Source organism: Halanaerocella petrolearia (assembly GCF_054657875.1).
In genome coordinates, this window is the sequence record NZ_BAAHXW010000001.1 from 229,510 (window position 1) to 253,664 (window position 24,155).

23 protein-coding genes and 1 riboswitch are annotated in these 24,155 nt (G+C 32.2%); of the genes, 4 read left to right on the forward strand and 19 right to left on the reverse strand.

Translation table 11 applies throughout. The features are described from left to right. Nucleotides 1-15: 15 nt before the first annotated feature. A complete protein-coding gene (locus tag ACYQ39_RS01250; RefSeq protein ID WP_459840056.1) occupies nucleotides 16-159 on the reverse strand; it encodes a hypothetical protein in 144 nt (47 codons plus the stop codon). 114 nt (nucleotides 160-273) lie between these two features. Further along, nucleotides 274-726, reverse strand: a complete 453-nt coding sequence (locus ACYQ39_RS01255) for a DUF5667 domain-containing protein (RefSeq protein WP_459840057.1) — start codon at nucleotides 724-726, stop codon at nucleotides 274-276. A gap of 130 nt (nucleotides 727-856) precedes the next feature. Here ACYQ39_RS01255 and ACYQ39_RS01260 point away from each other — a divergent pair, with 130 nt between their 5' ends. Next, the gene (locus tag ACYQ39_RS01260; RefSeq protein ID WP_459840058.1) at nucleotides 857-2,410 is read left to right on the forward strand and encodes a putative polysaccharide biosynthesis protein; all 1,554 of its coding nucleotides are present in this window, start codon (nucleotides 857-859) and stop codon (nucleotides 2,408-2,410) included. Here the strand turns inward: ACYQ39_RS01260 and nhaC are convergent. The 4 genes from nhaC to ACYQ39_RS01280 form a co-directional block, all read right to left on the reverse strand. Beyond that, complete coding sequence (gene nhaC / locus ACYQ39_RS01265) at nucleotides 2,407-3,780, reverse strand: Na+/H+ antiporter NhaC (RefSeq protein ID WP_459840059.1); 1,374 nt, start codon at nucleotides 3,778-3,780, stop codon at nucleotides 2,407-2,409. The two genes, ACYQ39_RS01260 and nhaC, sit on opposite strands and share 4 nt — an antisense overlap. A gap of 67 nt (nucleotides 3,781-3,847) precedes the next feature. Further along, nucleotides 3,848-4,894 (reverse strand): type I phosphomannose isomerase catalytic subunit, encoded by a 1,047-nt coding sequence (locus ACYQ39_RS01270; RefSeq protein WP_459840060.1) that lies wholly within the window; start codon nucleotides 4,892-4,894, stop codon nucleotides 3,848-3,850. 14 nt (nucleotides 4,895-4,908) lie between these two features. Next, the gene (locus ACYQ39_RS01275) at nucleotides 4,909-6,096 is read right to left on the reverse strand and encodes a PIG-L deacetylase family protein (protein ID WP_459840061.1); all 1,188 of its coding nucleotides are present in this window, start codon (nucleotides 6,094-6,096) and stop codon (nucleotides 4,909-4,911) included. 294 nt (nucleotides 6,097-6,390) lie between these two features. After that, nucleotides 6,391-7,587, reverse strand: coding sequence for an O-acetylhomoserine aminocarboxypropyltransferase/cysteine synthase family protein (locus ACYQ39_RS01280; protein ID WP_459840062.1), 1,197 nt, complete (start codon nucleotides 7,585-7,587; stop codon nucleotides 6,391-6,393). Between the two features lie 112 nt (nucleotides 7,588-7,699). Beyond that, nucleotides 7,700-7,805: riboswitch (SAM riboswitch) on the reverse strand. Between the two features lie 241 nt (nucleotides 7,806-8,046). Here ACYQ39_RS01280 and ACYQ39_RS01285 point away from each other — a divergent pair. Continuing rightward, nucleotides 8,047-8,772, forward strand: coding sequence for a hypothetical protein (locus ACYQ39_RS01285; RefSeq protein ID WP_459840063.1), 726 nt, complete (start codon nucleotides 8,047-8,049; stop codon nucleotides 8,770-8,772). A gap of 35 nt (nucleotides 8,773-8,807) precedes the next feature. Here ACYQ39_RS01285 and thiI read toward each other — a convergent pair whose 3' ends face one another. The 5 genes from thiI to ACYQ39_RS01310 form a co-directional block, all read right to left on the reverse strand. Then, nucleotides 8,808-9,995, reverse strand: coding sequence for a tRNA uracil 4-sulfurtransferase ThiI (thiI, locus tag ACYQ39_RS01290; RefSeq protein ID WP_459840064.1), 1,188 nt, complete (start codon nucleotides 9,993-9,995; stop codon nucleotides 8,808-8,810). A 166-nt stretch (nucleotides 9,996-10,161) separates the two neighbouring features. Next, entirely contained in the window at nucleotides 10,162-11,304 is a 1,143-nt protein-coding gene (locus ACYQ39_RS01295) for a cysteine desulfurase family protein (RefSeq protein WP_459840065.1), read from the reverse strand. A 67-nt stretch (nucleotides 11,305-11,371) separates the two neighbouring features. Beyond that, complete coding sequence (locus ACYQ39_RS01300) at nucleotides 11,372-11,683, reverse strand: MTH1187 family thiamine-binding protein (RefSeq protein ID WP_459840066.1); 312 nt, start codon at nucleotides 11,681-11,683, stop codon at nucleotides 11,372-11,374. Between the two features lie 255 nt (nucleotides 11,684-11,938). Continuing rightward, nucleotides 11,939-13,561: a radical SAM protein gene (locus tag ACYQ39_RS01305; protein ID WP_459840067.1), complete on the reverse strand. Its 1,623-nt coding sequence runs from the start codon at nucleotides 13,559-13,561 to the stop codon at nucleotides 11,939-11,941. A gap of 108 nt (nucleotides 13,562-13,669) precedes the next feature. Next, nucleotides 13,670-14,134, reverse strand: coding sequence for a GIY-YIG nuclease family protein (locus ACYQ39_RS01310; protein WP_459840068.1), 465 nt, complete (start codon nucleotides 14,132-14,134; stop codon nucleotides 13,670-13,672). A 96-nt stretch (nucleotides 14,135-14,230) separates the two neighbouring features. Between ACYQ39_RS01310 and ACYQ39_RS01315 the strand changes: the two genes are divergently transcribed. Beyond that, nucleotides 14,231-14,590, forward strand: a complete 360-nt coding sequence (locus tag ACYQ39_RS01315) for a hypothetical protein (RefSeq protein WP_459840069.1) — start codon at nucleotides 14,231-14,233, stop codon at nucleotides 14,588-14,590. Nucleotides 14,591-14,620: 30 nt separating this feature from the next. Here ACYQ39_RS01315 and ACYQ39_RS01320 read toward each other — a convergent pair whose 3' ends face one another. The 3 genes from ACYQ39_RS01320 to ACYQ39_RS01330 are packed head-to-tail and all read right to left on the reverse strand — an operon-like array spanning nucleotide 14,621 to nucleotide 16,161. Then, on the reverse strand, nucleotides 14,621-15,304 hold the full coding sequence (locus ACYQ39_RS01320; protein ID WP_459840070.1) for a 4Fe-4S dicluster domain-containing protein: 684 nt from the start codon (nucleotides 15,302-15,304) through the stop codon (nucleotides 14,621-14,623). Between the two features lie 28 nt (nucleotides 15,305-15,332). Continuing rightward, entirely contained in the window at nucleotides 15,333-15,761 is a 429-nt protein-coding gene (locus tag ACYQ39_RS01325) for a DUF2721 domain-containing protein (protein ID WP_459840071.1), read from the reverse strand. A gap of 10 nt (nucleotides 15,762-15,771) precedes the next feature. Next, complete coding sequence (locus tag ACYQ39_RS01330; RefSeq protein ID WP_459841611.1) at nucleotides 15,772-16,161, reverse strand: DUF2721 domain-containing protein; 390 nt, start codon at nucleotides 16,159-16,161, stop codon at nucleotides 15,772-15,774. A gap of 152 nt (nucleotides 16,162-16,313) precedes the next feature. Here ACYQ39_RS01330 and ACYQ39_RS01335 point away from each other — a divergent pair, with 152 nt between their 5' ends. Continuing rightward, entirely contained in the window at nucleotides 16,314-17,201 is an 888-nt protein-coding gene (locus ACYQ39_RS01335) for a LysM peptidoglycan-binding domain-containing protein (RefSeq protein ID WP_459840072.1), read from the forward strand. Between the two features lies 1 nt (nucleotide 17,202). On the opposite strand, the gene ACYQ39_RS01340 is transcribed toward ACYQ39_RS01335, so the two are convergent. The 5 genes from ACYQ39_RS01340 to ACYQ39_RS01360 form a co-directional block, all read right to left on the reverse strand. Beyond that, entirely contained in the window at nucleotides 17,203-18,264 is a 1,062-nt protein-coding gene (locus tag ACYQ39_RS01340; RefSeq protein ID WP_459840073.1) for an AI-2E family transporter, read from the reverse strand. A 14-nt stretch (nucleotides 18,265-18,278) separates the two neighbouring features. After that, nucleotides 18,279-19,340: a DNA polymerase IV gene (locus ACYQ39_RS01345; RefSeq protein WP_459840074.1), complete on the reverse strand. Its 1,062-nt coding sequence runs from the start codon at nucleotides 19,338-19,340 to the stop codon at nucleotides 18,279-18,281. Between the two features lie 99 nt (nucleotides 19,341-19,439). Then, a complete protein-coding gene (locus tag ACYQ39_RS01350; protein ID WP_459840076.1) occupies nucleotides 19,440-19,670 on the reverse strand; it encodes an ATP-binding protein in 231 nt (76 codons plus the stop codon). A gap of 125 nt (nucleotides 19,671-19,795) precedes the next feature. Continuing rightward, nucleotides 19,796-22,870 (reverse strand): efflux RND transporter permease subunit, encoded by a 3,075-nt coding sequence (locus ACYQ39_RS01355; protein ID WP_459840077.1) that lies wholly within the window; start codon nucleotides 22,868-22,870, stop codon nucleotides 19,796-19,798. Further along, a complete protein-coding gene (locus ACYQ39_RS01360) occupies nucleotides 22,870-24,150 on the reverse strand; it encodes an efflux RND transporter periplasmic adaptor subunit (RefSeq protein ID WP_459840078.1) in 1,281 nt (426 codons plus the stop codon). The genes ACYQ39_RS01355 and ACYQ39_RS01360 overlap by 1 nt, the downstream gene beginning before the upstream one ends. Nucleotides 24,151-24,155 lie beyond the last annotated feature (5 nt).

The window sequence follows — 24,155 nt, forward strand, 5'->3', positions numbered from 1 at the left end:
TAAAAAGCTCCGTCTTTATTCTTGTTTACTATCAACTATAAGCAACTTATAAATTTCTTTTAATTCTTCCTTTTCAAAGTTAGTAATTTGTCTTTTCTTCTTCTTTCTCTTAAGATTCTTAGCTACCTTTATTAGGTTTCTTATCTCTTCTTCAGTCACAAATCCCTCCTCCTTCTATTTAACCAACTCAATTGATACAATATTATATTTTCTACTGACTTCTCTTGTGATTTATATAAAATAAAAACCACCCAATTAAGGGTGGCTAATAAACTAATTGAATATACTCTTTAATTGATTAGTTAATTTATCAAAATTAAGTTTACTTTTTAACATTTCTTTCTTAAAGTTACTAATAGCTTGTTCAACTTCTTTTTTTACTTCTTGTAATTCTTCACTATTTACAGTATCTTTAGTTGCAATATTAATTCCCTCTGAAAAGTTATTAACAGATTCTTTAAACAACTCACTAGCTTCTTTAGTCTTATTCTGTTCTAACATCTCTCCTGCTTCAATTAATCGTTCGTAAGAATATGAGAACTTCAATTTTGCTTTTTCAGCCCCACTTTTAAAGAATAAATGAAACCCTTCTCCAGCTCTATCTAAAAAGTAGAAAAAAGAGTCTGACTTAATTTTATTCTCTGGTGTTAACTCGCCTCCAGCTGCTAATATAATAGAAGAATTGAAAATAAAAATTAACGTTAAAACAAATATAAGTTTTTTCAATTATATTCCCCTTTCTATAATTTATATACTATACGATATACTTATTGCATAAAATTTAAGTGTTTCCTGCTTAGTTTATTAATTTAACCCAAGAAAGAACTATATATATATTATAGACCAGTTTTAAGGAGTGAGAAAAATTAAAAAACATTCACTAATCAAAGGTGCTTTTATCCTTATGGTAGCTGGACTCTTTAATAGAGTCTTGGGTTTTGGGTTAAGAATTATCTTAGTTAGAATTATTGGTGATGAAGGTTTAGGTCTTTTTCAGCGGGTATTCCCTATTTTTGTAACAACTTCTATCTTTATTACCTTAGGGTTACCGATAGCAGTTTCTAAATTTGTATCTCGCGAAACAAGTAATAATAACTATCATACCGCGTTAAAGATATTAAAGATATCCTTTACTATTGTATTAGCTACTAGTATAATTGCTACTTTTATCTTTATTAAAGAAGCTAGATTAATAGCAGAAAAAATACTAGATGATCCTAGGACTTATTATATTCTATTATCTATCGGACCTGCGCTATTTTTTACTAGTTTAGCTTCTATACTACGAGGCTTTTTTCAGGGATTAAGGATAATGACTCCTACTGCTTGTTCACAAATAATTGAACAGATTACCCGGTTAATTATTACTTTATTATTAATAGTAAAATTAATAGATAAATCACTTAAGTTTCAAACTATAGCTCCTGCAATAGGAGTATCTTTTGGAGAGGCCATCGGATTTCTAACTTTAGTAATTATATTTATTTATTATCTACCACAGATAAGAAAATATAAACAAGCAAAACAGCCTAAATCCAGCCTTCAATTAGGTAAAGAGTTAATTAAATTTGGGATTCCAATCACTTTTGGTCGAATTATAGCTTCTTTAATGTATAGCGTTGAAGCTATTACTATTCCAGGCAATCTAGAAAAAGCAGGCTATAGTATGTCAGCAGCTACTTCCTTTTATGGACAGCTATCAGGTATGGTACAGCAATTGATTTACCTACCTACTGTTATGACAGTAGCTCTTAATTCTAATCTAGTACCTGCTATCTCAGAGTCTGTAGCCCAAAATAATCAACAAGCTGCTAGAAAAAGGGCCAACGAAGCAATTCGCTTAACCTTTTATCTAGGAGTTCTAGCAGCTTTAGTTTTATATCTGGTACCTGAAAAAATCTGTGCTTTGATCTTTAGTTACCCCGAAGCTGGTAAACCGCTTAAAATTTTAGCCACCTGTGCTGTCTTTCTATATCTATCACAGATCTTTGCTGGTATATTACAAGGTTTAGGCAACCCTAATCTAGTAGTCAGAAATTCAATTATTGGTTTAGTTATTGAGTTAGCAATGATTCACAGTGTTGTTTATCTACCTCAAAAATGGCTCTTCTTTGTTATCAGTTTAGCTATTGGAGTTAGATATTTAATCATTGCTCTTTTAAATTGGCTATCTATTAATCGCAAACTACCTTTGCAGTTACCACTAATCCATATCTTCATTAAACCGTTATTAGCAGGTAGTCTTGTTTATTTAATTTTACCCCAAGCTTATAAGCTGGCTTACTATATGTCACAGAGTAATTTAATCAGTCTATTTAGTTCTATCTTTTTAAGTAGTATAGTCTACTTAACATTCTTAATTATGACTAATGGCATTACTTCTCAAGATATTGAACGACTTAAACCTTAATCTAACTCTTCCATTGTCAAACCAGTATAAGCATAAAAGATAGATACTAAAGGTGTGATTAAACATAAGAAAGTATATGGTAAATAAGAAAAAGCTGACACTCCTAAAGTACTAAAGATAAAAGAACCACTTAGCCCCCAAGGAACTAAAGGATTAAACAAAGTACCTGAATCCTCTAAAGCCCGAGATAAATTTTTAGGATGTAAATTTAGTTTGCGATAAGATTCAGCATACATTTTACCTGGTAACATAATTGATAGATATTGATCAGCTAATAAAATATTAACTCCCAGACAAGTAAACACAGTAGTTAATACTAACCCACCACGACTTTTAGTTATGGCTGATAACTTATTTAAAACTACTTCCAATACTCTAATCTTTTCTAATAAGCCTCCAAACCCTAAAGCAATAATTACTAATGATACAGACCAGAGCATATTCTGTAAGCCACCTCTAGTCAATAACTGATCAACAAGTTCTATACCTGTATCGCTTTGGTATCCATAATGCATAGTGCTAATTATATCTTGTAAGTTAGCTCCTTGAAAAACCATACCAAAAATACCACCTAATAAAGCACTAAATAGTAAAGTCGGCAAAGCAGGTTTCTTCTTTAATGCTAAAATAATGACTATTAAAGGTGGTAACAATAGAGTTGGCCCTAGATAAAATTCTTGTTGTAAGTTATTTAAGATTAAATTAATCTTTTCTACATTTAGTTGCTGGCCTGTATACTGTAATCCAATTAATGCGTATAAACCCAAAGAAATAATTAAACTAGGGGTTACAGTAAAAGCCATGTGTTTAATATGTTCAAACAATTTACTTCCTGATACTGCTGGGGCCAAATTCGTCGTATCAGATAACGGAGACATTTTATCTCCAAAAAAAGATCCAGATACAATAGCACCAGTAGCAATAGGTAATGGAATATCTAGACCTTCAGCAATACCAATTAAAGCTACTCCAATAGTACCAATAGTAGTCCAAGAACTTCCTGTTGCTAAAGAAACAAGTCCACAGACTAAGACAGTAACTACTAAAAAAGTTCTAGGCGTTAAAAGTTGTAAACCATAATAGATCATTGTCTGCACTGATCCACTTAAAATCCATGTTCCAATTACAGTACCAATAATCATTAAAATTAAGATAGAACCTAATCCAATATTAATTCCTTCTATAATAAAATCTTCTATATCTGACCAGGAATAACCTAACTTAAAGGCAAATAAAATAACCACTCCAATACTTAATAATAATGGAATGTGGGGGGCTGTTTCTAACTTTAAAATTCCAAAACTTAACATAAAGATACTAATCCCAATTACTATCAATGCTGATACAAATTTTGGTTTATGTCTACTCATCTAATCACCTCAATTAATGTTTAATCATAATTAAACCTCCTCAACTAATGAGGAGGCAATAGTTTATTTATAGCCCTGCAATCTGTTCGATTTCTGTTGTAGAATAGCCTTCTTCTTTTAATTTAGTTTTAAATTCTGTTAAATCTTGAATATAAGACTTAATCACTTTACAGTCTCCTCTGATTTCATACTCTCCTAAACTAGCTGGGATTAAAACTGTCTCTCCTGCAGTTAAATCTACTTCTCCATCTTCATATACTAAGCGAGCTCTTCCTTCTAAGTTCATAAAGACATAAAATCTCTCTCCTTGGGCACTGGCTTGATAACTATCAGTAATATCTATAGTTTCTGTAATAAAGTAAGGACATGCCACTAAAATTTTTCTTAAATTTCCTTCTTCTTCAATCTCTAAGCCCTTTACTTTATCTGGAGGTGTAGTACCAAAATCAATTACATCTAAAGCAGATTCAATATGTAACTCTCTTGGGGTTCCATCCTTCCCTATTCTATTCCAATCATAGACTCGATAAGTAGTATCAGAATTCTGTTGAATCTCAGCTAGTAAGATACCTTCTTCAATAGCATGTACAGTACCAGTAGGAATATATAATACATCTCCAGTTTCTACATTAACTTCAACTAAATCATCTTGTAGTCTTCCTTCTTCAATTGCGGTAGCAAATTCTTCTTTCGTTACTTCTGGTTTGACTCCATAGACTAATTTAGCATCTTCTTTAGCATCAATTACATACCACATCTCTGTCTTACCTAATTCTCCATCTTCATACTCTGTTGCATATTCATCATCTGGATGAACTTGAACAGATAGTTTATCATTAGCATCAAGTAACTTAATTAACAGTGGAAACTTTTCATAATCTTCTTCTTGGGCTTTACTTCCTAGAATTTTGGCCCCTTGTTCCTTAATAATATCCATCAACTCTTGGCCTGCAAATTCACCATTAGCAATCTTACTGCTACCATTTTCATGGGCTGCTACTTCCCAACTCTCACCTATAGAGTCATTAGGTAAATTTCGATTAAATTCTGTAGATAAAGTATCACCGCCCCATATTTTTTCTTGATAAACAGCTTTGAATTTTAAGGGATGCATCTTTATCATCCTTTCTAATTAATTATTAGAGAATACCAACCTATTATATCTAATTCTGAATTCCCTTCATAAGAAATAACTCCAATAATCTGTTCTTTAGTTAATCCTTCCTTATTTATCTTTAAATATAAACGATTATTTATCCTGCCCCATATCTCATTCTTTTTATTTGCAAAATAAGTGAATTTATTAAGTATTTGTTTGCTTTTTGGATTGATTAAATAAACTTTAACTTTATCAGCTGGTTTAGATTTAAATTTAATAGATAAGTATAAATTCTTAATAGTATTATAAGCGGCCAGATTAATAATATCTCCTTTTTGTAGCCAACTATTAGTATTATCCTTACTTATTGTCTTTTCTGTTTTCAAGATGATTTCTTTAAAATGTTTTAAAGAAACTAACTGAGGAAGATTAATAGGTTCAAAAGTAGCAAATAGTTCATTTTGTCTAATAAAACTATGTAAGTAATCTTGAATTAAAAATTGTGTTTTAAAGCTTTTTATAGATCTATATTTCTTTTTAACTGCTTGTGATGATAGATGATGATAATTCCAAGTAAGGTTGCTTATTAATTCAGTAGGAGGCTGTAAAGAAGAGTCTGGATTATACCCTCGAGGTTGAGGATAATCATTCCAATGCACTAAATAATGATAGTGTGGGATTGAAAGATTATCTTTAGCTAAAATCAGTTTAGTTATTAAAGCAGTTACCCAATGGTCAGGATGTTGATCATTGAGATGAGAAGTATAAATTATATCTGGCTTATAATTAATAATCTCTCTTTCTAAATCAGTAACCAATTCTTGTCTAGTCAACGAATAAAAATTACCATTTAAAAAGATCTCTTTAAGGTAGCCATCAGGAAATTTAAGAAATTTAATCTGCTTTCTATCTAATCCTAATTTAGTTAAAGCAGTAATAGATTCTTGTCTTCTTATAGTAGCAAATTCAATTAGCTCTTCTAAATTAGTAACTATCTTTTTAGAAAATAATTTTCTAGCCCAGTAGTAACCTTCACCACTAGTCATAAAGATTACTTTTACCTGATCACCCTGCTGTAAATGTTGAGAAATAGTACCACCTGTTCCTATAATCTCGTCATCAGGATGTGGAGCTACTATTAATATATCTTTAGCTTGTACACCAAAAGTTGTAACTACAATAAGCGTTATTATTAAAATTAACTTTAGATTATTCATTCTCTGCCTCCAATATTTTTAAATAATGAGACTAAAATAATAATTATTTCAAAATAATTACTAAAGTAAATCCTAATAGTTTGACTTTTTGTTTCATTATAGTTTCTCCTTATCACAATTTCAACTCAATATCATATCATGTAGTAGTTAGTTTAAGAAAGGAGAATATTTATGGATTATAATTATGGCTATGATAATATGGCATTTATTGTCTTTTTAATTTTAATTCTCTTGTTACTAGGTTCTGATTATTAAAGTACTTAAAAAAAGACCCCAATATTGGGGTCTTTTCTGTTATTTTACTTGGTTGAAAGCTTTCTCTAAATCGGCGATAATATCATTAACATCTTCAATTCCTACTGATAATCTGATTAAATTATCTGTAATTCCAGCTTCTTCTTGTTCTTCTTTAGAAAGTTGCTCGTGAGTAGTAGAAGCAGGATGGATAATTAAACTTCTTGTATCTCCTACATTTGCTAACAAGGAACATAACTCTACATTGTTAATTAACCTCTTACCTGCTTTAAACCCACCTTTAATGCCAAAACAGAGCATACCACCAAAGTGCCTTTGTTGTTTTTTAGCTAATTCATGCTGAGGATGACTTTCTAAACCTGGATATCTGACCCACTCTACTTCAGAATGATCTTCTAACCACTTAGCTACTTTAAGTGCATTCTGAGAATGTTTTTCCATTCGTAGAGACAATGTTTCTAGACCTTGAATGAAAGTCCAAGCATTGAAAGGACTTAAAGCTGGTCCTGTATCACGATAACCTTCGGTTCTAGCCTTTAAAAGGAATTCTTCTGGACCAAGAATAATACCTCCAATAGAAGTTCCATGGCCTCCTATATACTTAGTTGTAGAATGAACAATAATATCTACTCCTAATTCAAGTGGTTGACATAGATAAGGAGTATTAAATGTATTATCCATAACTAACTTCAAATCATACTTATGGGCCAACTCTGCCACAGCTTCAATATCAACTATATCTAAAGTAGGATTACCAGGTGACTCTAAATATAAGAACTTTGTCTCCTCATCAATAGCTTCTTCCCAGTTATCTAAATTATGAGGGTCTACAAAAGTTGTTTCAATACCATATTTAGGTAATGTCTCAGAGAAAAGATGATAAGTTCCTCCATAAACATACTTTGAAGAAACAATCTTGCCGCCACTTTCTGCTAATGTAAGAGCAGTTAAGTTAATAGCTGCCATACCAGAAGAAGTTGCTAACCCTGCCTCTGCACCTTCTAATTCTGCTACTCTCTTCTCTAAGGCTTCATTCGTAGGGTTACCAATTCTAGTATAGATATCTCCCTTTTCTTCTAGTGCAAATAGACTAGCTGCATGGTCTGCATCATCAAAAACATAAGAAGTTGTCTGATAGATAGGTACTGCTCTAGAACCTCTATTATTTTCCTCAGGATTATATCCTCCATGTAAAGCTTTAGTTTCAAAACCATACTCTTTTTCTCGACTACTCATTTTAGTTCCTCCCTTTATTATAATTAACAATATTCTATTCACTATTATTTATTCTTTACTTTAATAATATAAAATAAAAAAATCTCTTCTAGTAAGAAGAGATTTTTTACTCTTCTTATCTTTCAATACCTGACTGGTATTGCAGGAATTGGCACCTTCCTTAATTAGGAGGTTGCCGGGCTTCAGCGGGCCAGTCCCTCTGCCACTCTGGATAAGAACCTAAATATTCAATTTAAAATAATAATAACATATCTTAATAATTATGTCAACTTACTAATTTACAAAAGACTACTTTAACTATCTTTTCACATATTTACATATTAACCCATATTATGTAGTGACTCATTAGAAAGTGGGATAGGTTATAAAAACTTTTTAATTACAAATATCCCAAATTAATCCGCTAATGAATAATATATACTAAACCTTTACCCCCTATCCGATAAGGAGGTGAGATAAATGGTTGATAAAGTTAAAATAACTACAATAGGTCCTATGGAAATAAGATCTTATTCTTCCACTGAAGATGAGTTAAAAGAAACTAAAGATAGAGGAGGTGCCAAAATGGCTGAAAATGAAATCCAACAAGAAGTTGTCTGTCCAGAAGAATGTGTTGGCTGTCCAGAGGGTTGCCCAGATATTGGCCCAATAGAGGCTTGTATTCCTCCTGAAGATATTGAATTCTGCTTTACTCTAGTTGTTCCTGCTGGTTTCTCTATTCCAGGTGACACTTTAGCAGAACAAGAAGAATTCATTGCAGAAAACTTTGATGTTGCTGCCTACTTCTTAGAAGAAGAAGGATGTTTTGAATGCTTTTCACAGGAATGTGCTATTGATACAGAGTTTACAGGTGTAGGTGTAACTGAAGTATTTATTGAGGGCTGTATTAAGCTAATAGGTGGTTTATGTGTAGCAAGTGACTCTGCTCCTGAAACAGGATCTCAAGCTCCTGTATGTACTTCGACTATCATATGTGTTGATGAATTTACACCAGTCTGTTTAGATAGTGAGGCTAGTTGTGAAAATCTTCGTGTTATTGGAGCTAATGATATAATAGTTGATTTTGTAGAGACTACCTGTAGTGAGTTTTGTAGAAAAGATGGAGATGAGATTTGGGAGATAAGAGGAGTACTTGAATTTGCCTGTGGTCCATGTCCTATTGAGCAACCAATTGATGACTGTTAATGACTGATAGTGTGGGGGAAATCCCCCACACTAATTTAATCTTCAATCTTTATGATTTCTACTTCTTTTACAGCCTCTTCAATCAACTTATCAACTTCTAATTCCTCTTCTCCTTCTCTTATCTGTTCTAAAGTCGGATGAGTCTCAGGAGTCTCAGGAACAAAAACAGTACAACAGTCTTCATAAGGCTGAATAGAAGTCTCATAGGTTCCAATTTCTTTAGCTTTTGCCTCTATCTCTATCTTATCTAAGCCAATCAATGGTCTAAAGATAGGCATGGTTGCTGCTATATTTGTTACATGCATAGAACTTAATGTCTGGCTAGCTACTTGGCCCATACTTTCACCAGTCACTAATCCTTTACCGCCTTTCTGTTCTGTAATCTTCTCAGCAATCTCTATCATTTTCCGGCGCATAATAACTGTAGTTAAATCAGCAGGACATTTTTCGTTAATCTGTTTTTGAATCTCAGTAAAATGAACAACATGTAGATCCATCTTACCTTGATACTGGGCCAACACCTTTGTTAGATCAACTACCTTTTCCTTAGCTCGATCACTAGTAAAAGGGAAACTATGAAAATAGATTGGAGTAGTCTCTACTCCTCGTTTCATAGCCATCCAATTAGCTACTGGACTATCAATTCCACCTGATAGTAAGACTCCTAATCTACCTGTAGTTCCTACAGGTAAACCACCTACTCCAGGTAGATCCTGAGTATAGATATAGACGTGATTATAACGCACTTCAATATTTAACTCAATTTCAGGGTTATATAAGTCAACATTTAGTCTTCCATCAGGGGTATTTTGTAATACATATGCTCCCATCTCTCTATTTAGTTCCATACTATCTAGTTCAAAGCCTTTATTGGCCCTGCTAGCACTTACCTTAAAATTAACAGTTCTCTCTTCAGCTGGTAAAGCTTCTTTTACAGCTGCTAAACTAGCCTTCTTGACTTGATCTACATCAAGAGCAACTCTTCTAGTGGGACAGATGCCTACTATACCACAGACTTTTTGCAGTCTATCAATTACTCTATCTTCTGCTAAATCAGTTGCTGCAAAGATACGTCCTGAAGTCTTATAAACATTAACCTCTGCTGTTTTATCAATAGCTGTCAGGGCTTGTCTAATATTACTAACTAGTTTATCTTCAAAAACATGGCGGTTCTTTCCTTTAGTTCCTATCTCACCGTATCTGATTAAATATAGTTTCTCCATTATTATCACCTCTATTTTTATAGTGTACAGTTTACAATTTACAGTGTACAGTTAATTTTAGTTCAAGATTGAATTTAAGTTTGAGTCTGAGTTAATCTTCATTTATAATTTAATTTATTATTTGATTTTAGCTCAAGGCTCATGACTCACAACTCATAGCACATCACTACATATATTTTCTTAACATAGCTACTTTATCATTTAATATATCTATTGTATAGTCTATTTCTTCTTTAGTTGTCTCTGCACTAAGACTAAATCGCAAGGCACCTGTTATTAAATCCGGGCCAACTCCTAGTGCCTTTAAAACATGAGAATCAGCTTGACGTGAAGAACAGGCAGCACCTGTCGATAGATAAATTCCTTCTTCTTCTAGACTATGTACTAACACTTCTCCTTTTAATCCAGCAACAGACATATTGACTATATGAGGAGCTCCTTCTTTTACTTCTGGCCCATTCAAAAAGACACCATCTAGTTCTGTTAAGACTCTATTCACTAGATATTTCTTAAGCTTAAGCATTTGATTGATCTCCTCTGTACTAGGTAAGAACTTAATAGCTTCACCAAAACCAGCAATTCCAGGTACATTTTCAGTTCCTGGTCGTAACCCCTCTTCTTGCGAACTACCCAGTAGTAGAGACTTTAATCTAGTATTGGAGCTGACATATAAGGCACCTACGCCCATTGGCCCGTGTACTTTATGAGCACTCATAGAGTAGAGGTTGATTCCTAATTTATCAGGATAGATATCAACTTTACCTAAAGCTTGAATTCCATCAACATGCCAATAAAGATTATCATAGGGATTAAGGATGTTACTTATCTTCTCAAGAGGTTGGATAGTACCTAGTTCATTATTAACAGCCATAGTACTAACCAAAACTGTATCATCATTTACTAGTTTTTCTAACTGATCTAGATTGATAATCCCCCTCTGATCTACCTCTAGGTATTTAACATCCCAACCTTCTTTTTCTAACTCTGTAAAGACACTAAGAACAGATGGATGTTCTATAGAGGAGGTAATTATTCGATTTCCTTTATTATTTAGTGTCTTAAGTGCACCTTTAATTGCTAAGTTATTGGCTTCAGTTCCTCCAGAAGTAAAAAATATTTCTTTAGACTCAGCCTGCAGTTTCTGGGCCAACTCTTCTCTAGCCTCTTTAATTACTTTCTCTGCTGCAAGACCTTTATTATGTAATGAAGAAGGGTTACCATACTCTTCTGTCATAACCTGTTTTACTCTCTTGGCTACTTCTGGAGTTACTTTAGTAGTTGCAGCGTTATCTAGATAGACTTCTTTCATCATTAAACCTCCGATCTTATATAAATTGCCAGTTAACAATTTACAATTTAATTAAAATAACCTATTTTTATTCATTATTACTTATTTTACTCTCCACTGACTTAAGTTTCTGCTCTGTACTAGCCTCTTTATCTCTCCTATCATCAATCTTAATATTAGTTGTCACTCTCTCAGCTCCATTAACAAAAGGAACCTCATGTATCTTTCTAATTGCTACTAGAATATCATCTAGTTTCCCTTCAATAATTGTCCCCATAGGTGTTAATTGATATTCAATCCTTTCTTCCTTAGCCAATACATCTTGACAACCAGCTACATATTCACTTAGACTTGTATCTTCTGTTCCAATTGGAACTACTGTTACCTCAGCAATAGCCATCTTTATCACCCCTGTTAATGATTAACTTTTTAAAGTGAATCAATATTTATATAAAGTCGCACTTTCAGTGACATAGTCATCAGGCTTGTGTCGTGTGCTGTGAGCTAATTCAAAAACATTATATGCAAAAACTAAATTCTTACAATAGCTGCATTTCAAGGGTTTGATATGTACTTATGATTTTGAACTTGATTTAGCTCAAGACACATAGCAGACAGCGGATAGCCGTGGCACGAAAGTGCCACTTAATATCAATTAACTAAATGTTACTATCTCCTCTAACTGTGAAACATCATAGCCATCTAAAATTTGATCTAGATGATTTAGATCTTTAATCTCTCCTGCCATAAAAAGCTTAGTAGATCTATTTTTCCCAATACCTGGAAGAGCCTCTAACTGATCAATACTTGCTTGGTTAATATTAAAAGGATAAGGAATTCCAGTTATAGATCTATATCCATGGTCGATTACCTTGATATCTAACTTTTCTCCTAGTTCATATTGCCCTGGAATACCAACTAAAATAGGATAAGTACCTAATTGCCTACCAAAAGAGGTCTTACCTCTTACTTCTTCAATAATTACTTCCTTTAATAGAGTACCAGCAGGAAATACCTTCTTAAGCATAGGTTGATTAATTTCATGATTAACCTTCTTTTTATACTCTTTAAACTGATACTTATCATATTGAGCTGCCTTATACTCACCTACTGGATTAACTTGGCGAATATTAATTCTTCTTAATAATAAATCAGCATCTAAGACCCTTTTTAAAAACTTAAAGTTTAGCTTCATTGTCTCTTCTCGCTCACCTTTTAGACCATGTAGCAGATTAATCCCTGGCAGTAATTTAGGAACTCCCTCTTCTCTAAAACCTGCTATCTGATTAACTATCTTAATTGCTTTAAAAGTCTTATCAGCAGTTGTTCCAATCTTATTTGCTCTTAAGACTTCTGGGTCGGCTGACTCTAAGCCAAATGCTGCTATATCTCCTGCTGTGTTATAATTAGCAATAGTCTTTAATATTCTCTTAGCTCTATCTGGATAGTCAACAATAGTAGCTGGATTAATATTATCCATATGTAAGACTTTTAAATCTGGTGCTACTTCTCTAATACCACTATAAAGCTCTTCCATAGCTTCAGGATTAGGGATCAACCTATTATCTCTCTTCTCAGCTTGGAAGAGTAATAGATCAGTTTGAGCGCCTAGCCTAAAGTATCTATTTCCTTGCTTGTATAAAGATGCTATTTCTTCAATTATTCCTTCTACACTACGATGATAAGTTAGATTTTTAAATCCCTCACTACAGAAAGAACAGTTATTACTTCTTGGACAACCGCGAAAAGTCTCTATTTCACAGACTAGCTCAGGAAAATTAGGATGTAGTTCTGTTATTTCTGCTCCTAAGTTGGCCCATTTATCTATTAGTTGGGCAGGTTTGGAGTCTTCTAGTGGGTCAGAACTTGTTAACTTTTTATAAGCTAGTAAACCTGGCATTTCGTAAGCTAGCTCATCAATATAATCAACTTCTAAATCACAGTTAATTATTGGCCCGCTAACAATTACCTCTGGATTGGATAATTGGTGAGCTAGATCCTCAATTTCAGTAACTGAAATAGGTTTCCCACCTAAATACTTTCCTGGTACAGTAGTACCAGCAATAATAATTACTAACTCTCTATCTTTTAATTCAGTTACCTTATCTTTTTTATCTCTAAATTGATCTATTGTTAAATAATCAATCTCTTCTTTCTTTAATCCGGTTTCTTTAAGTGCTCCATAGGTATATCTAACATGTGGTGCAATATATGGCGGCACTCCTAAACAAGAAGGCTCATCTAAATAACCATCTAAAATAGTAACTTTTGTACCCATATTTATTACCTCACTTACTATAATCTTGTTCCAATATTTTATTATACCAATTTAAGCTTTAAAATAAAAGTACTACCTTAAATAAAAAAGGCTCCTACTAGGAGCCAATTAAAATTCTAATTTTTTTACTTCTTCTATCTGGTCTAATTGATTGTAAAAATCGTCAAGAGAAGGTTTCCCTCTAAAGAAGAATAGATGAGCTCTGCAGTTACAATCACTGGCTCCAAAACCAGGTAAGGGAATGGATACTTTCGGTAGTGATTGTAAAACTTTAGCCCACTTATGTTCATAACGATTCTGGCTATATGTATACCAGACTTCTAATAAATCTGTAGTTGCTCTTAAATAATCAATATGCCAGTGTAATTTCTTATCTTTTTTAGCATGGCGATTGACTCTAGACTGAACTCCCCCAGGCCCTAATGCACTACCGACATAGACATAATATCCTTTTTTCATATCTAAAGGGCCAAAACTACCAACTTGAACCTTCTCTTCTTTTGTTGCTTTTAAAAGCAGAATATAAGTTCCAGGCTGTGATGATATGGTTTCTTTAATTTGATTTTTAATCATTTTATTCTCCTTTCCTCACTCTATATACTTAAAAAAGTAATAATCTAATATTTTAGATTATATATTATAATAACAGACTATTAAGGAGGAATCCTAGTGGCTATTAAAGATTTAGTATCTAATTTAGTTGATAAAAAGTTAATTAGAAGTTATCAATTAGAAGTCGAAGAAGAGAATCAGTGGACACAAGTTAAATGTAAACTTAGTAATGAAAAGGATATGATAATCAGTAAGCTAGATGAAACCGAAACAAAAGAAAGTTTTCAAAACCAGTTCAAAGAATATCTTTCTTCAGGACAGACTAGAATTATAGCCTATTATACTTCTAAGCCTCAAAAAATAACAGATTGGATTGAAGAGATAAATAATAATCACATCCAAGGACTGTTAATAATCTGCTTAAATGAAGAAAAAGAAAATAAATTTATAAATAAACTACAAGAGATTATTAGATAATAATAATCTTTTTTCACTTGCTTTACTAGGCTAATTATTTTTAGTAAAAGGACAAGCTTTAATACATAACCCACATCTCTTACCACCTAATTTAACAAATATCTGATGATAACAGGCTTCTTTATTTATTCTCCATCCTTCTTGAGGTGAATAATTATCTTTCCAATCATCTAGCGCATTGGCAGGACAGATTTCAACACATAATTGACAATCAGTACATAACTTTTCTGCTTCTGAAACAGTTGCTTCTAGTTTAGCAGTAGTGATAATTGTACTAAACCGTACTCTTGGGCCAAACTCTGGAGTCAAAACTAAATTATTAATTCCAAATTTACCTAAGCCAGCTGCTACAGCAAGATGTTTATGAGATAAGTCAGCTTTTAATCTTTTTCCATCACCAATACTAGCTGTGCCTGGTACTCCAAAAGTTAAATAGCCCTTTTCTTCTAGAAACCTACTTACTTGGTGATTAATTAGATTCAACTGCTCATTAGCGGTATTGAACTCTAACATATAACCATTTCTAGCTTTAGGTAGGTTTAAGACACTACCTTTATTTAATCGATAACCAATTGAAATAGCACTTTTAGCTTCTGGTAAATAATCGCTTGGTCGATGATCTTTAGGAAAATCAATCTCCTTTACATCAACTATTCCTACTAAATCTACTCCTTGGTCTTTAGCAAAAGTAATCACTTGGTTAGTTAATTCCATTTCCTTTTTACCCCTTCTTAATTCCAATTCATTTTTGATTGTCATCATCACCTAAAGACTTATTTTCTATACTTTCACTTAATTGAATATTTAAAGCATTCACTGAAATATTTATTTCAATTGCTGACAGAAGTAGAGATATCATCAGCGAACCAAGTCCAATGGCAAAAAAGACTTCTCCTGCTGTCTTATAATTAAAAAATAAGAAGAACATAGAAAGGACACAGAAAAATAGAGCTAAAATAGCTAGAAACTGCATATTTCTAATAATCTTAACTCTCTTTTTTAAATTGATTAACTGAGAAGCTATAATGTCATCTTTCTTTCCTTTCTGTTTAGCCTCATCATGTAGATTACGAATTAAACTAGCTAAAACTGAAAATCTATTTGTATAAGCCAATAGTAACAGAGAAATAGTAGAAAAAATAAGAGCAGGAGTAGTTAATGTGAATTTCATTTTTATCACCTCATATCTTTGATTTTATATCTAAAGCTCTTGTAGAATAATAAATTTCAATTACTGCTATTATAAGAGAAATTAAGAAAAATATAATACCAGATATAAAGATTGTATTAGCTATCATAAATTCTTTAAATAGTAATAAAAACATAGCTGACGTTGAACAGAACAGAGATAAAACTCCAAAAAAATGCAAATACTTAATATAAGCAACCCGCTTAAACAATACAGATATCTGCTTTCTATGATATTCTTCTTGGGCTAGATTATCACTTCTTATTTCCAAAGATAAATCTCTAATTAGTTTAGCAATAGCTGAGAATCTGGCAGCATAAGCAGACATTAATAAGGAAACAGTAGAAAATAAAACAGCTGGAGTGGTTATTTTTAAAATTATTTTAGCCTCCTTTGTATTTTTAAATTTCTATAAAATATTTTTATCATTATATCATATTTTTTAGATATACAGCAAACTAAGCAATTTAATTTCATATCACCTTTCTATAACTTGATGAATAAAATAATAAAAACTATAGAAAGGTGATTAGAATGTTATATTATGTCCAACCTAAAGATACCTTATTTAGGATTGCGAGACGATTCAACACTACGGTAGATGATATATTAGAAGCTAATGTTATTTGCAATCCCGATTTGATTTTCCCTGGCTTACCACTAATTATTCCTGAACCAGAATTAGAACTTCCTACAGCCGGAGGAGGCCCCTATTATGTAGTACTTCCAGAAGATACACTCTGGTGTCTAGCTAGAGAGTTTAATAGATCAGTTGGAACATTGGCCCAAGCCAATCAGATTGAAGATCCATCTCTTATTTATGCTTATTCTGAATTATTAATTCCTCCTGATATTCCAGATCCTACTGAATTAAAAGAGAGCTGGCAACGCAGAGGTGATCAATATTGCAACATGATAAATCCTTTAATGGAATATGGGATTTTTTATTTAGGTACCTTTATGTGGGAGGCATTAGGACAAAGAGCTATCCCCTATCTTCTTGATCTATTGAATCATCCTTGTGATATAGTACAAATTTATACTATAATCAGCTTAGGGAGATTAGCAATAAATGAATTACAAGTAAAACAAGCCCTTCGTAATATTGCAAATGACTCTCCAAGTCTTGCTGGCTTGGCTAATTTAACTTTACAACGTATTCAACTAGTACAAGAATATGGAGATAGAATTCACATTATAACTACTTCTAACCAACTTCTATCTGAACCAGACTTTGAAGAAGAAGGGACAAGAGTTGAACCTGGCACTGAAATAATGGTTTTGAGATGGCATATTCCAAGCCCTACTGGAGAGATCAGTGCCCGTGGAGAGGTTGAACTATTTGATCAAGCAATTATCATCTCTACAGGAGAGATTGGATTTCTACCTCGTTTTGGATATAATCAAATCACTTTTATCTAAATTACTCTATTTGGAGATCAACTGAATGCCTAATTATTACTCTAATGACTGCATAAGCTGGAACTGCAAATAATGCTCCTAATACTCCAAATAATAAGACAGATATTAAGACTAAAAAGAGAACAATTAAAGGATGAATATTAAGACGGTCTCCTTGAATAATAGGCCGTACTAAGTTTCCTTCTAATTGTTGGGTTATTATTAATACCACAATTAATTTAACTACCATTAACCAACTATTTGTAATAGCTATCAAAGCTGTAGGAATAAAGGCTATAGTAAGCCCTAAAACAGGAATTAGAGAACCTAGCATTGCTATTAAAGCAAGGGCCAAAGCATTAGGCAGACCGATAATTAGATAGCCTATAAACATCAAAACCCCTAAGATAAAAGCTACAATCAGTTGACTACCAATATAGATAGCCAAAACTTGATCAACCTCATGTAAGATCTCTCTTACATCTTCTTTTTTATCTCCTGCAAAGAAGGATAAAATGAATCTATAAATTCTTCTATCATCTTTAAGAAGATAAAATACTACAAAAGGAATTAAAACCATAATTGTTCCTATATTAGTTAAGGAGGAGAAGACTCCCATAAAGTTATAATTACTAATTTCTCCTAATAGATTTTCGATAAATGACATTACTCGCTCTTGAATATTAAATTGATTTAAAAAGTTTAAATGTCCTCCTCCTAATCTAATTATTTTTCGTAAGTTTTCTGTTGCATCATCATAATTAAGAGAGATATAATTAATCAGTTTTTGTATTTCATTACTAATTATGCTACCTCCAAAATAAATAACTGTAACAGAAAGAGTAATAACTACTAAAAAGGTAATTAGAATAGCAAGACTCTTATAGTTAATCTTAGTAGTTAAGAATTGAACTAATGGCCTTAACAGATAATATAAAAAACCACCTAATAATAATGGAAATACTACAATAGATACACCTTTAGATAAAGGTTTCATAACATAAGGAATTTGACCACCTAAAAATATAATTAATAAGATTAAAATAATTCCATAGGCTACTTTGAAAAATTTCCCACTAAACATATTTTATCCCTCCACTAGATATCTGCTTTATCAAATAATTGTAATTGTTTGAAATCTTCTGCTACTAAATTAGATAAAGTTACCCCAATCAATCGTACTTGATCTTGTAAGCTGATTTCTGATAATAATTCATCAGCTACATTGAAAAGAGTTTCTTCATCTTGAATGAATTTTTCTGCAACTGTCTTACTACGAGATAGTTCAGTAAAATCAGTATATTTTAATTTTAGTGTAATAGTTCTTCCTTTAACCTCTTTATCTTCTCTTCTAGCATTTACTTGTTGACATAATTCAGTTAAATAGTTACTTAAGATAGATTTATCTTTAGTATCTGTTTTAAAAGTCATCTCCTTGCCAATAGACTTAGGAGTACTAGGTGGAGTTACTTTTCTATTGTCCTCTCCTCGGGCCAACTTAAAAATCTGGTATCCTTTCTTGCCTAACTTTCTCATTAAAAAGCGAACATCACTTTTAGCTATATCCTCTATTTTATAGAAACCTAGTTCCTTTAACTTAGCCTCTGTCTTGGAACCTACTCCCCATAACTCACTAACATCTAAGTTAAATAAAATATCTTCTACTTGTGAAGGAGAAATAATTCTAAATCCATCTGGTTTATTTAAATCAGAAGCAAGTTTTGCTAGGTATTTATTATAGCTGACTCCTACTGAAGCAATCAAATCTAACTCTTCTCTAATAGATCGTTTAATCTTCCTTGCAATCTTGATACTATTTTCTTGACTCTGACTAACATCCAAATATGCCTCATCCAAAGATAATGGTTCTACTAAATCAGTATATTGTCTAAAAATATCCTTGATTTTAGTAGATACTTTCTTATACTTTTGGTGGTCTGGAGCTAAATAGATTCCATCTGGACATAACTGACGTGCCTTATAAATAGGCATAGCTGAATGGACTCCATACTCTCGTGCTTCATAAGAAGCTGTACTAACAACTCCTCGCTTACTTTTTCCTCCAATAATTACTGGTTTACCTTTTAAACCTGGATTATCTCTTTGTTCAATTGCAGCATAGAAAGCATCCATATCAATATGTATAATATCTAATTCCATAATATCCCTCTTAAATTATTATAATAAACAGCTCTTAAAGATAATATTCTTAATCAAAAAAGATATTCCTACAAAAAAATAAAAACCTACTTACTATATTTAGCAAGCAGGTAGAATAACTATTATTTTAGTTCCTTGATTTACTTTGCTTTTAGCTTTTATTTTTCCAGCATGATTATCTACTATCCACTTAGCAATAGCTAAACCTAAACCCGAACCACAAGTTTCTTTAGTTCTTGACTTATCAAATAGTTTCTTCATAACATCAATCTTAGGAGTATGTAATCTATTTTTTAATAATAAAGATCCATTCTGAAGTAAATATAACAATAAATCATACTCCTTTTTAGTTAAATCAATCACATCATTCTAAAATTAAAACCTCCTTAAAATAGGATTAGAAAATAAAAAAAGACCCTCCTTAAGGAAGGTCTTTTGGAAATGATTTTTAAATATTAAACTGTTCTTTCTTTTTCTTTTTTACCATGTAAAAGCCCTCTAATAAATTCTGTTATCCATTTAGAAAAGTCTTCAACTATATCATAAATAACAGGAACAATCACTAAAGTTAAAAATGTAGCCAGTAATAGTCCACCAATTACTACTATAGCCATTGATTGCTGCATTTCAGAACCTTCACCAATTCCTAAAGCTAAAGGGACCATTGCTAACATTGTTGTTAGAGCTGTCATCATAACTGGTCTTAACCTAACTGGACCAGCATTTAAAATGGCTTCTTCTCTATTTTCATTTTTGCGACGAGTATTGATGTAATCCACTAATACTATTCCATTATTAACAACAATTCCAGCTAACATAATTACACCAATGAAACCATTAATACTTAATGGAACTCCAGTAATTGCTAATGCTGAGATAGCTCCTACTAAAGAGATTGGCACTGTAAACATAATTACAAAAGGATGGACTAATGATTCGAATTGAGCCGCCATAACCATATAAACTAAGACTATTGCCATTAACATAGCTTGGAATAATTCAGCAAATGATTCTTTCATGTCTCCTGCATCTCCCTTATAATTAATGCTATATCCATTAGGAAGATCCATCTTAGCAAGAGTTGACTTAATATCGGTTAGCACAGCACCTAAACTACGTTGATAAGTATCAGTACCAATAGAGAACTTCCGTTCTTGCTCTTCACGATCAATTGCATTTGGTGCTTTACTATATCTAATCTCAGCAATTTGAGATAATGGTACTGTCCCACCTTGAGGAGAGCTTACTTTGATATTCAATAACTTATTTATAGAATCAGTTTCGTTATCTTGTAATTTTAATTTAATATCATACTCTTCACCATCTTCTTTATACTTACTTATATCAGAACCATCAACTGCAGTTTTTAAAGCATTAAATAAAGTCTGTTTAGTAATGCCTAATTCTTTAGCTAAATTATCTTTAGGAACAATCTCTAACTCAGGTTTACTAGCACTAGGAGTAACATCAATATTTCTAGTTCCTGGAGTATTTTTGACCTTTGTTTCTATCTGTTGGGCCAACTTCATTAGTCTTTCTAGTTCAGGTCCTTGTACATTAATAGTAATTGCTCCTCCACCTTTACCCTTTTGACCCATCATAGAGGTTTGAGGAACAACATTAATCTCTGTTCCAGGTATATCTTTTAATTTAGTTCTAACTATTTCTGCTACTTTTGTAACTCCTCTTTCTCTCTGATCTAAATCTACTAAATCTACTTCTATACTTCCTTGATTACTATTACTGGAACCAACTTGGCTAGAGATATCTTCTACTTCAGGTATATTTTTAATATTATTCTTCAATTTATCTAGTACTTGATCTGTCTTTTTCAATCTAGTTCCTTGTGCTAATTCAAAATAGACATTTACAGTTCCTTGATCAGTTTTAGGCATAAATTCTGTCTTTAAAGGTATAACACCTTTCTTTAATCCAAAACCAAATAACAATAGAACTATAATTAGTGCTCCTGCTACTAAATATCTGCGATTTAGTGACCATTGTAAAAGGCTTTTATATATTTGAGAGATCTTACCTAACTTATTTTCTTCTTCATTAACTTCAACACGTAATAATTTAGAAGATAACATTGGAATAAAAGTTATTGCTACAACAAAAGAAGCTAATAGAGAAAAGGCTACTGTTAAAGACATAGGAGTAAATATTTCTCCAGCAATACCTTCTACAAAGACCATTGGTAGGAATACAATTACTGTTGTCATTGTAGAGGCAAAAATAGCCACTCCTACTTCAGATGCCCCTGCTTTAGCAGCTTTAATCCTGCCAAACCCTTCGTGGTGATGGCGATAGATATTTTCTAAAACTACCACTGAATTATCTACTAACATTCCAATACCTAAACTTAAACCACCTAAAGTTAAATTATTTAAATTTAATCCTCCAAAATACATCATTCCTAAGGTAGCTATTACAGAGGTTGGAATAGCTGTAGCAATAATTACTGTTGTTCTTACATTCCTTAAGAATAAAAACAAGATTACTATTGCTAAGATACCTCCAGTAAAGAAGTTCTGTTTTACACTGGAAATTGAATTATTAATAAATTCCGAATTATCTGAAACAACTTTAACATCAATATTAGCAGGAAGTTGCTTTTTTAATTCTTTAATCTTCTTATTTACTTTATCTGCCACTGCAACAGTATTAGAATCACTCTGTTTTTGAACTTCAATCATAATACTTCGTTTACCATTTAAGTAACTATACTGTTCTACTTCAGCATGGGTATCTTTAACTACAGCAATATCAGATAGATTTATCTTTTCTCCACTAGAAGATAAAATTTCTATCTCTCTAATTTCATCTACACTACTGAATTCTCCTTTACCTTTTAAAGATAAATCTTTACTTCCATCATCAACTTGGCCTAATCTCATATCCAGATTAGCTTGTTGAATACTAGATCTTACATTACTCATAGTCAAGCCATAGGCTGTTAACTTTGCTTGATTTAAGTTAATATGAATTTCGCGTTCTAAACCACCTAGAATATCTACTGAAGCCACTCCAGAAATTTTTTCTAACTGAGTTTCAAATCTATCTTCAGCTACTTCTTTTAGATGTTCTAAACCAGTTCCTGACATAGCTACTTTGATAATCGGTTCATTAGAGGGATCGAATTGCATAATAGTTGGTTCATCAGCACCATCTGGCAGACTATCTTTTATCATATCAATTTTATCTCTCACATCTGCTTTAGCATTATCAATATCTACATCCCAATTAAACTCTAAGATAATAGTTGAGGTGCCTTCTTTACTAGTTGAACTAAGTGTATCTAGTCCTTCTACTGTAGCTACTGTCTCTTCCATTGTTTTAGTTACTGAATCTTCTACTTCTTCTGGACTAGCACCATTATAAGTAGTCTGTACTACTACAAAAGGTAAATCTAATTCAGGCAATAAATCGATTCCTAACTTTGTAAAGGAGACAGCACCTACTAATATGATCAATAATACAAACATAGTAATTGTTATTGGTCTATCTACTGAAAAATCAGAGAGTTTCATTATTGACCACCTCCACCTACAATTGTTACTCCATAACCATCTGTTACCTGTTCGGAACCTTCAGTAATCACTTGATCTCCTAAACTAACTCCTGCTAAAATAACTACTTTTTCTTTAGTAGCTAAGCCTGTTGTTACTTCCTTTTTAACTGCTCTGCCATTTTGAGCTATATAAACATATTCTGTTCCATCTTCTTGAATTATTGATTTTTTAGAGAGTACTATTTTTCCAGAACTCACATCAGTTTTTAATTTTACTGTAGCATACATCCCTGATTTAATAAGTTGTGAACTATTATCAACTCTAATTTCTACTGGAAACTTCTTTTTACTAGTATCAAGTGCTGGACTGATAGTCTTTATTTTACCTGTCAATTCTTTATCTAAAGCAGAAAAATTAATTGATACTTCTTGACCTATATCTAATTTATTTATATTTTGTTCACTAATGTAAGTTTTGATCTCTACTGGATTAAGATCAATAATTGAAACTACTGGCTGTTGTGCAGAAACAGTTTCTCCTTCTTCAATATTCACTTCAGCTATTACTCCAGCTATTGGAGCTGTAATCTCAGTTTTAGCTAAATTCAACTTCGCTGTATTTAAACTAGTTTTAGTTTGTTTAACTTGGGCTTTTTGAGCAGCTATCTGTTCTTTAGTTGGCCCGTTTTTAGCCATCTTCAATTCTTCTTTAGCAGCTTGATAATTACTTTCAGCACTTATGTATTGATTTTTAATCGTTTCTAAGTCTTGTTTAGAAATAACTTCTTTTTTGAATAATTTTTTGTAACGTTCATAATCTTTTTTAGCTTGCTTATAAGTGACAGCAGTTTGTTTTAATTGAGCCTCAAGTCTATCAATCTTTTCTTGTCTCGTTCCAGCTAATAATTCATTTAATCCAGCTTTAGCAGTTTCTAAAGCTGCCTTCGCTTCTTCAACTTGAGCTTGAACATCTTCTTGATTAAGCTGAACCAATTTTTCACCTTTTTTTATTTTATCTCCAACTTCTATTAGTACTTTATCTGCTTGCTCTTGTAATTCTGGTGTTACTTCAGTTGATTTGACTGGTTTCGCTGTACCAGTAACAGTGATATACTTTGTGATATTGCCTATATCAGCTTGTTTCACTTTTACTGGAATAGGTTTTCTAGACTGTTGAACACTTGACTTTTTAGACCCAGATGTTTGCTTATCTTTTTTTGAACCACAACCTGTAACTATACTGATTACTAATCCCAAAATCAATGCAATTATAACTAGATTTTTACTCCTTTTAATCATTGTCA